Origin of the sequence: Vibrio sp. 1641 (genome assembly GCF_033339995.1) — a bacterium.
Lineage (GTDB): Bacteria > Pseudomonadota > Gammaproteobacteria > Enterobacterales > Vibrionaceae > Vibrio > Vibrio alginolyticus.
Map to the genome: position 1 here is coordinate 35296 of NZ_JAWOVP010000006.1, position 13636 is coordinate 48931.

Annotated in this window: 10 protein-coding genes; 7 read left to right on the forward strand and 3 right to left on the reverse strand. The window is 45.5% G+C overall.

From position 1 onward, the window contains the following. Window position 1: 1 nt before the first annotated feature. Entirely contained in the window at window positions 2–496 is a 495-nt protein-coding gene (gene ilvN / locus R7Z47_RS14140) for an acetolactate synthase small subunit (RefSeq protein WP_005379697.1), read from the forward strand. A gap of 110 nt (window positions 497–606) precedes the next feature. Next, window positions 607–2487 carry a GGDEF domain-containing protein gene (locus tag R7Z47_RS14145; protein ID WP_213869518.1) on the forward strand — a complete coding sequence of 627 codons (1881 nt, stop codon included), beginning with the start codon at window positions 607–609 and terminating at the stop codon, window positions 2485–2487. A 54-nt stretch (window positions 2488–2541) separates the two neighbouring features. Here R7Z47_RS14145 and R7Z47_RS14150 read toward each other — a convergent pair whose 3' ends face one another. Together R7Z47_RS14150 and pykF are read right to left on the reverse strand one after the other, a co-directional pair. Beyond that, complete coding sequence (locus R7Z47_RS14150) at window positions 2542–3228, reverse strand: GntR family transcriptional regulator (protein WP_318130167.1); 687 nt, start codon at window positions 3226–3228, stop codon at window positions 2542–2544. A 157-nt stretch (window positions 3229–3385) separates the two neighbouring features. Beyond that, window positions 3386–4798: a pyruvate kinase PykF gene (gene pykF, locus R7Z47_RS14155; protein WP_005392243.1), complete on the reverse strand. Its 1413-nt coding sequence runs from the start codon at window positions 4796–4798 to the stop codon at window positions 3386–3388. A 433-nt stretch (window positions 4799–5231) separates the two neighbouring features. Here pykF and R7Z47_RS14160 point away from each other — a divergent pair, with 433 nt between their 5' ends. Next, a complete protein-coding gene (locus R7Z47_RS14160; RefSeq protein WP_005379701.1) occupies window positions 5232–5993 on the forward strand; it encodes a DeoR/GlpR family DNA-binding transcription regulator in 762 nt (253 codons plus the stop codon). Window positions 5994–6103: 110 nt separating this feature from the next. Further along, complete coding sequence (glmS, locus tag R7Z47_RS14165; protein WP_033906046.1) at window positions 6104–7936, forward strand: glutamine--fructose-6-phosphate transaminase (isomerizing); 1833 nt, start codon at window positions 6104–6106, stop codon at window positions 7934–7936. Window positions 7937–8019: 83 nt separating this feature from the next. On the opposite strand, the gene R7Z47_RS14170 is transcribed toward glmS, so the two are convergent. Further along, on the reverse strand, window positions 8020–9102 hold the full coding sequence (locus R7Z47_RS14170) for a glycerol dehydrogenase (RefSeq protein ID WP_005379703.1): 1083 nt from the start codon (window positions 9100–9102) through the stop codon (window positions 8020–8022). A gap of 353 nt (window positions 9103–9455) precedes the next feature. Between R7Z47_RS14170 and dhaK the strand changes: the two genes are divergently transcribed. The 3 genes from dhaK to ptsP are packed head-to-tail and all read left to right on the forward strand — an operon-like array spanning window position 9456 to window position 13566. Continuing rightward, a complete protein-coding gene (dhaK, locus tag R7Z47_RS14175) occupies window positions 9456–10514 on the forward strand; it encodes a dihydroxyacetone kinase subunit DhaK (RefSeq protein WP_005383055.1) in 1059 nt (352 codons plus the stop codon). A 15-nt stretch (window positions 10515–10529) separates the two neighbouring features. Beyond that, entirely contained in the window at window positions 10530–11165 is a 636-nt protein-coding gene (dhaL, locus tag R7Z47_RS14180) for a dihydroxyacetone kinase subunit DhaL (RefSeq protein WP_005379705.1), read from the forward strand. A 1-nt stretch (window position 11166) separates the two neighbouring features. After that, window positions 11167–13566 carry a phosphoenolpyruvate--protein phosphotransferase gene (gene ptsP / locus R7Z47_RS14185; RefSeq protein ID WP_318130169.1) on the forward strand — a complete coding sequence of 800 codons (2400 nt, stop codon included), beginning with the start codon at window positions 11167–11169 and terminating at the stop codon, window positions 13564–13566. Window positions 13567–13636: the final 70 nt, after the last annotated feature.

Here is a 13636-nt window from a genome sequence, read left to right on the forward strand (position 1 = left end):
TATGAGACACATTATTTCATTGCTATTGGAAAACCAACCGGGTGCGTTGTCTCGTGTTGTTGGTTTGTTCTCTCAACGTGGTTACAACATTGAATCTTTGACGGTATCACCGACTGATGATGAAACCCTGTCGCGAATGAACATTACCACGACATCTGATGAGATGCAGTTGGAACAAATTCAGAAGCAGTTACACAAATTGATCGATGTGCTGAAAGTGCAAGAAGTCACCGAGTATGAGCACATTGAGCGTGAACTGATGATGGTGAAAGTGAAAGCCAGTGGTTTTGCGCGAGCAGAAGTGAAGCGGACGGCAGACATCTTTCGTGGCCAGATCGTGGATGTCACGGCTTCCCAATACACCGTACAACTTGCGGGTACGAGTGAAAAGCTAGATGCCTTCATTCAAGCGATATCCGAAGTGACCGAAGTTGTCGAAGTTGCTCGTAGTGGTGTCGTTGGCATTGCGCGAGGAGAGCGAGCTCTCAAACCTTAACTCTCTGATTGCATATAGAAAAGCCACTTAATCTAAGTGGCTTTTTTGTTTAGAAAATAACAATTAATGATATAATTGTCGTTTTAGTAAGCATGATAGGCATTAGACGTGTGAAAGTACCTAAGCGAGTCGGCACCTTATTGGCGACAGCACTATTTTTTAGTGCACTCACTGCCGCTTACTACTATCAGAAATATCTGACGTTGTTAGAAAACAATGTTGAGAACACCGCTCAAGAAGCGGTACATCAATTGGCCTATACTGGCCGTGAATACAGCAATATTCAGGATCAAATCGAAACGATCAGTGACCTACTTGGTCACAGCCAAAGTCTGTATGAATATCTGCGCCAACCTAACCGGGTGAACCGTTCCATCTTAGAAGACATGTGGATCTCGGTCGCAATCAATCAAAAGTTGTATAAGCAAATTCGCTTTCTTGATGTTTCTGGTCGAGAAAAAGTGAGGATTAATTATGAGATTGAAACAGGCGCTGCGTTGCCCGCGATCAAATTGCAAAATAAGTCAGAGCGAGATTACTTTCAATTCGCTAAGAACTTAGACGATGGCGAAATCGCTTCGTGGGGGATAGGTTTAGAACGAGAATATGGCGAGTTAGTCTATCCCTATAGCCCGTCACTGCGTATTTTGATGCCTATTTCGCTTAACGGAAAGCGCGAAGGGTATCTTGTGCTTAATGTTGATATTGACTATTTATCCTCTCGACTCAACTATTCGTCAGTGCTTGATTTCCATATTGAGCTGATTAAGAGTGACGGATTTTACATTGATAGCCCTAAATCAGCTCGTTTGTATGGCCATATAATTCCCGCTCGCTCTCAATTTAATTTTGGCCGGATGTACCCAAACATTTGGCGTAGTTTAAATTCAAAAGATTCGGGCTATGCTTACAATGGTTCGAATTTGGTCGCGTATCGCACCATCCAGTTTGTTTCTAGCGAACCTCTTCATCTGGTTATTGATCTTACCAATGAGCAGTTATTATCCCGAGCTCAGAGGGATATTGATGACTTAATCCAAGAAGCGTTTTTTGTTCTAAGTTTGGTGCTCGGCTTCACTTTGCCGACGGCAGCCCTTGCTCTGCATTATCGGCGTCATAGTATGGAATCGAAGTTGGCTCGAGCTGCTCTTGATGGTATGACTGCGGTGATGATCTCGGATGCTTCGCATAGAATCATCATGGTTAATCAAGAGTTTGAAAACATGATGGGTTACTCAACCAAGCATGCCCAAGGTTGGAGTGCACATCATTTAATTCTCTTACCTGAAGATCTCGAAGCAAACCTGAGTATCTGGAAAACACTGAAGAGTGAACACGTATGGGAAGGGGAGATTCGTTGTCGAACTAAGTTTAATCAAGTCTTTACCGCAATAATGCGTATTCAGGCGAATTTAACCAAATCAGGTAAAGTGAGTTATTACATTACGTCGCTGGTGGATATCTCTGGGCAAAAAGAGTTAGAAGAAAAATTACGAAACCTAAGCGAAAAAGATGGCTTGACGGGGTTGTGGAACCGCCGAAAATTTGAAGAGCAATTGGCGCAATATGCGGGGATTATTGAACGCTATCCTGATAGCCCTCCTGCTTGTTTGGCGTTGTTTGATATTGACCACTTTAAACGTATTAATGACGAGCTTGGCCACGACGAAGGAGACAAGGTGATTTGTAGTGTCGCAGAAACCCTCCTAGAAGAAGTCCGCAGCACAGACTTTGTATCTCGTGTCGGTGGTGAGGAATTTGCAGTGATTATGCCGCATACAACACTAGAAGAGGCTGAAATTGTATTGAACAGGCTACGTGTCGCGGTTCAAATGCGTAGTGATAGAGGCATTACTGTCAGTGCTGGGTATAGTGATTTAACCTCTGATCGTACAAGAACGTATAAATGTGCTGATATTGCTTTGTATGAGTCAAAAAGTGCAGGGCGTAACTGCGTATCGCTATGTCATAGTTATGATGATATTGCTTAGTGCTTTTACAAAAACGAAAAAACGGGGATAGACCCCCGCTTTTTAGTCTCAGCGTTATTCGCTAGCCAGTATGCGACATTGGTTGTCGATGGCGGCTTCGATACACTGTATTGACTGTCTCAAATAACGCTCTAGATAACCTAAAGCATCCCGACTCTTTTTGTCTAGCGATGCCTTCATCAGTATTTCTTGCTCATCGAGATTACAGTGCCCAGGGTTCCCTGTGCCTAAAATCTGCATCGCGAAGTATTGGTAGCGTTTAATTTGCGTGAGTAGATCGCGGAAAAAACCAAACATATTGACAGAGCCAGCACCTTCAAACAGCGCAGTAAGAAACTGATTTTGGCGCTCTTCCCATTCCCTCCAACAAAAGCTTTCGCCAGGTTTTACTCGGGATAACTTGTGATAAGCAGTTAGTACATCCAGTTCCCATTTTTCATCGCCAATCATAATTGCCTTACTGAGTAAGCATGCGGAGACCATTTGCAGGCTTTCGTACAAGTCATGTAACTCATCTTTACATACAGGTGCAACCCAGCAGCCTTTTTGCGGCTCGAGTTTGACGTATTTGCTCCAAGATAATTGCACCAATGCTTCTCGAATGGGTGACGCTCCTACGTTGTACTTCTCTTTGAGTTCGGCAACCACGAGTTTTTGACCTGGTTTAAGCTCGCCATCGAGAATATCCTGACGGATCATTCTTAATACTTTGTCGGTAAGAGTGGGACTAGACACATACACCTCATAGAAACTTTAATCGTGACGATAAAATTAAACAGTACGAAATTCTGATAGAGGTAAATAATACAATTAGCCTATTATGAGAGCAAGAAAGCCATATAAAAAAGGAGGGCATAAGCCCTCCTTCTCAAGAAACTGAAGTGTTAAAAGTTCAGTCTTATAGCACGTGTACAGAAGCTGTGTTCGTAGTACCTGAAGCAACTAGAGCGCCAGAAACCATAACAACGATATCGCCTTTGTTACCTAGACCTGATTCTAGAGCAAGTTCTTTACCCGCTACGTAGAATGCGTCAGTGCTTTCGATTGAATCAACAACTACAGGAGTAACACCTTTAGTTAGAACTAGCTGTGCAGCAGTTTTCTTGTTAGTTGTTAGCGCTAGAATGTTTGCAGTTGGGAAGTACTTACGTACTGAACGTGCAGACTTACCGCCTTCAGTTGCAACAACGATAAGTGGAGCAGCTAGTTTCTCAGCTGTGTCTACAGCGCCTTTACATACTGCTTCAGTGATGCGTAGACGTGGGCTGTCTAGACGAGAACCTAGTTCAGCTTTTAGCGCTGAGTCAGTACGGTTCGCGATTTGAGCCATGATAGTTACCGCTTCAACAGGGTATTTACCTTTCGCCGTTTCACCAGAAAGCATTACTGCGTCAGTACCGTCCATTACTGCGTTAGCAACGTCGCCTGCTTCCGCACGAGTAGGACGTGGGTTGTTGATCATAGAATCAAGCATTTGAGTTGCAGTGATAACCATCTTACGTGCACGGTTACACTTCTCGATCATCATTTTCTGAGCGAAGATTACTTCTTCAGCTGGGATTTCAACACCTAGGTCACCACGAGCAACCATGATGCCGTCAGAAAGCTCTAGGATCTCGTCGAAGTTATCAACACCTTCTTGGTTTTCGATCTTAGAGATGATGTGGATGTTCTCGCCGCCGTTTGCAGCAAGTACTTCACGGATTTCTTGAACGTCAGACGCTTTACGGATGAAAGAAGCTGCTACGAAGTCAACGCCTTGCTCACAACCAAATTTAAGGTCGTTCTTATCTTTTTCAGATAGTGCAGGTAGGTTTACAGAAACGCCAGGAAGGTTAACACCTTTGTTTTCGCCTAGTGCACCGTTGTTAAGAACTTTACATTTAACTTCAGTTTCAGTCTTAGAGATAACTTCCATCTCGATTAGACCGTCGTCTACTAGGATAGTGTTACCTACGTTTAGGTCTGCTGCGAAACCAGCGTAAGTTACTGCAACTTTATCTTTGTTACCTACAACTGAAGTGTCAGTTGTGAAAGTGAATTCTTGACCTGCTACTAGATCAACATCGTTACCGCCTTCTAGCTTGATAGTGCGGATTTCTGGACCTTTAGTATCTAGAAGAATTGCTAGTGGTTTGCCAGTAGCTTCCATTACTTTACGGAAGTTCGCGATACGAGTGCCGTGTTCTTCGTAGTCACCGTGAGAGAAGTTAAGGCGCATTACGTTCATGCCTGCGTTAACTAGTTCAGTTAGCTTCTCTACAGATTCTGTTTTAGGGCCAATCGTACATACGATTTTGGTCTTTTTCATGGAAGATACTCTCCGGTAAGTATAGTTACAATTTGAAAGTCGGTTATTTACTCTGAAGTCAGGACGTTTTTGATGACATTTAGTACCTGTCACCCACCGATTTTTCGTCTCATTATTAGAACTTCAGATTCTGAAAGTCTTTCACCAAGTTTAGTCATTTTATGACTAAAAGATCGGCGATTTTGGTTACCTTTTTGTGACTAATCCCACTTTATATGCAGAAAGTTGCAAAAAAATAGCCTTCAATTCTGTAATTTTTTTTCTTTTCGGTGGCGAATTCTACCACTGAATGAATCCAATATCACTGTTTAAGAATTGTCTTAGGACAAGGTTTTATCGAGAAATATTAATTTTTTGGATCGAAATAAATGGACTTAAAAGTTTCGGTTTGACTATAATAAGTTTCACATCGAAACTTAAAATCAAAACTTAAATGTCGAAACGAAATACTCAATTAAGAAGACACGCCATTTCTAACTTGGTTTCTGAACTAGGAGAAGTCAGCGTTGATGAACTTGCTCAGAAATTCGAAACCTCAGAGGTCACGATTAGAAAGGATTTAGCTTCTTTAGAGAAAAACGGCCAACTTCTACGCCGCTATGGCGGTGCGATTGCTATCCCAAAGGAAGTCATTCACGAAGAATTGGGCGCTAATGTTTCGACTCGAAAGTTAAGCTTAGCAAAAGCAGCAGCATCATTGATTCGCGATCATAATCGCATCGTGATCGACAGTGGCAGCACGACTGCCGCGCTGATTCAACAGTTGAATGACAAACGTGGCTTAGTGGTCATGACCAACTCGTTGCATGTTGCTAACGCCCTAAATGAATTAGAGAGCGAACCGACACTGCTGATGACTGGCGGTACTTGGGATACGCACTCAGAGTCCTTTCAAGGCAAAGTGGCCGAATCTGTATTACGAGCTTACGACTTTGACCAACTATTCATCGGTGCGGATGGCATCGATCTCGAGCGTGGAACCACGACATTTAATGAGTTGGTTGGCTTAAGTAAGGTAATGGCAGAAGCGTCACGTGAAGTGATCGTAATGATCGAGTCCGAAAAAATCGGCCGTAAGATCCCAAACTTAGAGCTCGCTTGGCATCAAGTTGATGTGTTGGTGACCGATGCAGATATCCAAGCAGAGCATAAAGTACAGATTGAACAACATGGCGTGAAAGTCATTTGCGCCTAATAATGTAATCAGTTTCATATTTTACTTCCCTCTGGATAAAGGCCTTTGCTTGCTGCCTCTATTTGAAATCATGGCTAGGGAAGAACAAAACTACAAACGGAGATAAACACATGTGTGGAATCGTAGGTGCAGTAGCACAACGAGATGTTGCAGAAATTTTGGTTGAAGGTCTACGCCGCTTAGAGTACCGCGGTTACGACTCTGCTGGCGTTGCGGTTGTTGATGGCGAATCAAACCTAACGCGCGTTCGTCGCTTGGGTAAAGTACAAGAATTGGCTGATGCAGTAGAAGAAGCAAAAGTGATCGGCGGAACTGGTATTGCGCACACTCGTTGGGCGACGCACGGTGAACCTTCTGAAATCAATGCTCACCCACACATGTCTGGTGATATCGCAGTGGTCCATAACGGCATCATCGAAAACCATGAAGAGCTGCGTGAGCTGCTTCAATCTCGTGGCTACGTGTTTGAATCGCAAACGGATACAGAAGTTATCGCACACATGGTTGAGTGGGAACTTCGTACTTCAGAAACGCTATTAGAAGCGGTACAAAAAACAGCAAAACAACTTGAAGGCGCATACGGCACGGTAGCGTTGGATCGCAAAGATCCTTCACGCATCGTAGTAGCGCGTTCAGGCAGCCCGATCGTGATCGGTTTTGGTGTAGGTGAAAACTTCCTAGCGTCTGACCAACTTGCATTACTTAACGTTACGCGCCGTTTCATGTACCTAGAAGAAGGGGACGTAGCAGAAATTACTCGCCGTGAAGTCACTGTGTTTGATGCAACGGGTGAGCCAGTTGAGCGTGAAATTGTTGAATCTAACGCAGAGCATGATGCAGGTGATAAAGGCCAATACCGTCACTTCATGCAAAAAGAAATCTATGAGCAACCTAAAGCGTTGATCAACACAATGGAAGGTCGTATCACGGCAGACTCTGTTGTGACAGACGCGATCGGTGTGCACGCGGCAGACATTCTAAGCAAAGTAGAACACGTACAAATCGTGGCGTGTGGTACGTCTTACAACGCAGGTATGACCGCACGTTACTGGTTTGAAGACATTGCAGGCGTTAGCTGTGATGTAGAAATTGCGTCTGAATTCCGTTACCGCAAGTTTGTGACTCGTCCAAACAGCCTATTGATCACGTTGTCTCAGTCTGGTGAAACCGCTGATACCCTAGCAGCACTTCGCCTAGCAAAAGAGAAAGGTTACATGGCGGCGATGACCATTTGTAACGTAGCAGGCTCTTCTCTGGTTCGTGAATCAGATTTTGCATTCATGACTCGCGCTGGTGTCGAAATCGGTGTGGCTTCAACCAAAGCGTTCACGACTCAACTTTCTGCACTACTTATGTTGGTAACGGCACTGGGTAAAGAGCAAGGTCGCATCAGCAAAGAGAAAGAAAAAGAGATTGTTGAAGCGCTACACGCACTTCCTAAGCAAATCAACGCGGCACTTTCTTTCGAGAAAGAAATTGAAGCACTAGCAACGGATTTTGCAGACAAGCACCACACATTGTTCCTAGGCCGTGGCGAGTTCTACCCAATCGCGATGGAAGCGTCTCTAAAACTGAAAGAGATCTCGTACATCCACGCAGAAGCGTACGCGGCGGGTGAACTGAAACACGGTCCTCTTGCGCTGATTGATGCTGACATGCCTGTTGTTGTGGTTGCACCAAGCAACGACCTACTTGAAAAGCTAAAATCAAACGTTGAGGAAGTACGTGCGCGTGGCGGTCTTCTGTATGTATTCGCAGATGCAGACGCAGGCTTCGAAGGCGATGAAACAATGAAGATCATCACGATGCCTCACGTTAGTGAAATCACGGCGGCGATCTACTACACCATCCCAATGCAATTGCTGTCTTACTACGTAGCACTGATCAAAGGTACGGACGTAGACCAACCACGTAACCTGGCGAAAGCGGTAACGGTTGAGTAATTACGCTTAACAGCAAAAATCCAAGCGGCACATGCGAGAGTATGTGCCGCTTTTTTATTTAAGCCCACTTTAAGGGGGGTGAGTTATTGACCCAACTGGTGAGCGGTTAGAATTGCAGAGTAGACATTTTCTGCCGTTACTGGGAATGGCATATTGTGGATGGTTTCTCCCTCGGCCGTTGAGGCTTCGGCGACCTCGCGCAACTTAGCGTGGTTAAGCTCTTTAACGCCCATATCAAATAAGTTGGTTGGTAGACCTACAGAGCGGCAGAATGCAAGAACCGTATTAATCTCTTCCATCGCTGCGTTTTCTAATACCAGCTGAACTAGTGTGCCGAACGCGACTTTCTCACCATGATAGAGATGATGACACTCTTCAAGCTTAGTTAGGCCGTTATGAATAGCGTGAGCACCCGCTAGACCACTGCTTTCAAAACCGATACCGCTCAGGTATGTATTGGCTTCAATAATGTTTTCTACCGCTTTGGTGCTCACACCATTTTCTACCGCAGCTTTTGCTTTTACACCATCTTCAAGCAAGGTTTCATAGCAAAGTTTCGCAAGCGCTTGTGCTGAACGCGTCGCTAACCCACCAGCCATTGTTGCCTTACCAGAAGTCATGTTGGCACGAGCTTCAAAGTAGGTGGAAAGCGCGTCGCCCATCCCCGATACAAGTAAGCGAACAGGGGCTTTGGCGATGACTGACGTATCCATGATGACCATGTCTGGGTTTTTAGGGATCATCAAATATTCTGCAAATTCACCTTCAGGTGTGTATATCACCGCAAGCGCTGAGGTTGGCGCATCAGTCGAGGCAATCGTAGGAACCACCACGACAGGAATTTTGGTGTAAAACGCAACAGCCTTTGCTGTATCTAACGTTTTACCACCACCAATACCGACAATGACATCGTGTTTCTGAGTGGCACAAATGTCCGTGATGCGTTCAATCTCAACGCGCGAACATTCGCCACCAAAAATGTTCATAGTGAGTGGAAGCTTTTCGTCAGCAAAACTTTGCTTGACGTCATCACCAACCAGGTTAGTCACGAACTCATCGGCAATTACTAACGGACGTTCACCCAATGTTTTCACATAGTGAGCGATAGATGTAAGTACTTGTTCACCTTGGACGTATTTGCTTGGGCTGATAATAATTTTGTCCATAATTCAAACCTTTAACCTTTTTTATGTGTGTTTTGGACTGCAATGAATATCCATTGTAGGGATAAGGTTTATATTAGGTTTGGTGTGGTAAGTGGTGAAGGATATCTCTGGTTTTGTTCCATGCTTTTATGACCTCTGTGTCAAACCGACTGTCAGAAGTAATAAGCATCAGCATGCTTTATGGCGACGATCACTATTCAGGACAATTTGTCGTTTTACGTTTCATATTGAAACAAAAATGCCGAAGTTTTTGTTTCAATATGAAACAGATTGATTTTTGTTGAGCACGCTTTTTCTCTGTTTAAGATGAATTCATACCCTACATAAAAATATAAATGGAATGAGATAGAACGATGAAAAAGTTAATTAACCAAGTTGATGATGTTGTATTGCAGCAAATGGAAGGCCTGGCATTGTCCCGCCCTGAGCTAAAAGCGAACTACGAACCTCGTTACATGTGGCATGAGGAAACTCCGGGGCAAGTGGCACTGGTTTCTGGTGGTGGCTGTGGTCATGAACCTTTGCACGCAGGTTTTATTGGTAAAGGCATGCTGACAGGCGCCTGCCCAGGAGAGGTATTTACTTCACCTACGCCTGATCAAATGTACGAATGTGGCAACCAAGTGAATACCGGTGAGGGCGTGCTGTTTATCATTAAAAACTACACCGGTGATGTGTTGAACTTTGAAACGGCTGTGGAGCTGCTTCATACCGATGGTATCAAAGTTGGGTCGGTGTTGGTGGATGACGATGTTGCAGTCAAAGACAGCCTATACACCGCTGGTCGCCGTGGCGTTGCTGGAACGGTATTGGTTGAAAAGTTAGTTGGGGCTGCCGCGAACAAAGGTTATTCGTTGGAGCAATGTGAAGCGCTGGCTCGTCGCGTTAATAACCACTGTCGTTCATTTGGCGTGGCGCTTAATGCTTGTGTTGTACCCGCAGCAGGTAAACCATCTTTTGTTCTGGAAGATGATGAAGTGGAGTTTGGTGTTGGTATCCATGGTGAACCAGGTATCAAGCGAGTGAAATACACCGATGTCGATACGTTAGTGGATGAAATGTTTGCTGAAGTTGCTGAAAACACACCTTATCAGCGCACATTGCGTATTTGGAATCGTGACGAAGGTGAATGGGATGAAGTGGAATCCAGCATTGAGCCTTTCGCCGCTGAACACGACTACATCGTGATGGTGAATGGTATGGGTGGTACGCCAACTTCAGAGCTTTACGGAGTGTACCGTCGTCTGGCTCATAACTGCGAGCAAGCAGGGTTCCGTATCGTGCGTAATATGGTTGGTAACTTCTGTACGTCACTCGATATGGAAGGCGTTTCGATTACGTTGCTAAAGGCAGACAAAGAGATGTTGGAGCTGTTTGATGCTCCTGTCGATACGGCCGCGATCAAGTGGTAACAGGGGAGAGCAAACATGCAAATTGAAAAACAACATATCGTTCACTGGCTAGAGTTATGTGCAAAAACGTATCAAGAGAATCAAGATTTTCTGACCGACCTTGATCGTGATATTGGTGACGCCGACCACGGTCTCAATATGAACCGTGGCTTTAAAAAAGTTGCGGAAAAACTGCCGCAATTTGCGGACCAAAATATCGGCAGCATTCTCAAGAATACGGGTATGACCTTGCTTTCTAGTGTCGGTGGGGCAAGTGGCCCGCTGTATGGCACGCTGTTTATTCGTACGGCTGCCGCTGTCGGAACTCGAGAGCAATTAACGTTTGAAGAGTTAGTGGATGCACTAAAAAGCGGTGTGGATGGCGTGGTGTCTCGTGGTAAAGCAGAGCTGGGTGATAAAACCATGTGTGATGTTTGGTTACCCGTTTTAGTTAGCGTGAAGGCGTCGTTAGAAAATGGCATGAGCGCCGATCACTTACTTAATGAAATGGTTGAGCTAGCAGAAACGAACGCGGTTGCCACGATTGAAATGTTGGCGAAAAAAGGGCGAGCAAGCTATTTAGGTGAACGCAGTATTGGTCACCAAGATCCCGGTGCAACCTCTTCTTTGTTAATGATTAAAGCACTACAGCAGGCAATAGCAGGTAATTAAGATGGTGGGAATTGTAGTTGTATCTCATAGTCGTCGACTTGCCGAAGGGGTGGCAGAACTTGCCACCCAAATGACGCAAGGCAAAGCCAAGCTTGCGATTGCTGCTGGGATTGATGATCCAGAGAACCCGATCGGAACCGATGCCATTGCCGTGATGGAAGCGATTGAGCAGGTACAAGATCAACAAGGGGTTGTTGTGTTGATGGATCTTGGCAGCGCGTTGCTTAGCACGGAAATGGCTCTGGATCTGATTGATGATCATGTGAGGGAAAATGTCACCCTTATCTCGGCACCTATTGTTGAAGGAACCATGGCGGCGTCGGTGGCTGCCGCCGCCGGACTGCCTTTATCGACGGTAGTCGAAGAGGCACAGAATGCGTTAAGCGTAAAACAAGAGCACCTTGGTGATCAGCCACTAACATCCGCTGAGATAGCGCCAGTATCAGAGAGCTTTGAGCAAGAATGGACATTTGATTGGGTAGTGCAAAATCCGCATGGATTACATGCTCGTCCCGCTGCGGCCATTGTTGGTGCACTCGCGCCTTTTGACTGCCAATTATGGTTGAAAAAAGGCGAGCTCCGTGTGAACGCGAAAAGCTTAAACAGCATTGCGAAACTTGGCGTTCGTAGCCAAGAGACGATCACGCTGTGCGCACTCGGCTCTCAATCCAGTGAAGCAATCAAGGCATTTGAAGCCTTAGCTTATGAGCACTTCGGAGAAAAAGAGGCGGTTGAGCAAGGCATTATCGAACCTGAAGAAAGTTCAGATACTCTGCTCGATGGCATGGCCTCAAATCAGATTGAAGGTGCTGTTGTTGGTATTCGAGTCAATGACGGTATCGCTACTGCTCCTGCTGTCCTTTTTACTCATGAAATGCCAGCAGTGCCTGAACGTGATTTCCAAAGTGAACAAGATGAAATTGAACGGGTTAAGCGTGCGATAGGCGTGGTTGTTCAACATTTGCAGGAGCAAGCGAAGCAGCCGAAAGGGGAAATATTTGCTGCTCATAGCATGATGCTCAGTGACCCAGAATTATGGGCATCGGTCGAGTCGCGAATTCAAACGGGCATGATAGCCGAGCAAGCTTGGGTAGAATCACTGCAAACGTTGGCCGAAGAGTTTCGCCAGGCAGAAAGTCAGTACATGCGGGAACGCGAAGCAGATGTACATGATATCGCACGCCAAGTTATGGTCGAAATGACAGGCGTAACGCCTAATGCCATCGACATTCAGGAACCGAGTATTTTGTTGGCCCGCGACCTGATGCCTTCTGATGTGGCCGGGCTTGATAAATCGAAAGTGCTTGGTATCTGTTTGAGTGAGGGAGGGAAAACCTCTCACAGTGCGATTCTTGCTCGTGCGATGGGGATTCCTGCCATCGTTAAAGCTCAGGGCTGCCTTGATGCTGTGCGTGCTGGTCAAGTGGTGACTATTGATGGCTTCCGAGGGCATTTATGGTTCTCTCCTTCAGATGCCGTACAGCAGGAATTAGAAGCTCAGCAAATTGAGTGGCAAAGCATCCGACAACGTGCATTAGCGAGTGCTCAGCAAGCCGCAGTCACCTGTGATGGTGTCCATATTCCAGTATTCGCCAATATTGGTGGACCGAAAGATATTGATGATGCACTAACATCGGGGGCTGAGGGCGTTGGTCTATTTCGGACTGAGTTTCTATTTCAAAACAGTGATGAGTTGCCGACTGAGGAAGCGCAATATCAAGTGTATCGTGATATTGCTGCCGCACTTGGTGATAAGCCACTTACGATTCGTAGTCTAGATGTTGGCGGTGACAAGCCTTTAGCCGCTTATCCTATGCCAGCAGAAGATAATCCATTTTTAGGTTTGAGAGGGGTGCGGTTGTGTCTTCAACATGAGTCATTGTTTACCGCTCAACTTCGAGCCATTCTGAGAGCCTTTCACGAGCAACCGAATATTCAATTGATGATACCGATGGTGGCTCAGGTTGAAGAAGTGAGAAAAGTAAAAGCGCTGTTGGCGCATCAAGCAAACCAACTCGGCTTGGATGCGACTCATTTGCCCGTTGGTATTATGATTGAGGTGCCAGCCGCAGTATTAAATGCTGATGCGTTAGCCCAAGAAGTCGACTTTTTCTCTATCGGCACCAATGATTTGACTCAATATGTTATGGCCGCCGATCGAGGTAACGCCGCTGTTGCTGAATTGGTGAACTATTTTGAACCATCGGTACTAAAAGCCATTGAGCTCACGTGTGCAGCAGGCGATCGCGCGGGTATACCGGTTAGTATGTGTGGTGAGATGGCTGGCGATCCAAATGCCACAGAAACATTGCTTCGCGTGGGGTTGCGAAAATTCAGCGCCAGTGCGAGTCTGCTACCGGGACTAAAAGCGCAGATTCGTCAGTTGTCTGTCGATGTTTAGTCGATATCTTATCGTTAGTACATCTGTACCGGCGTGCTTACGCCGGTTTTACTTTTTGTAGGAACGCCAC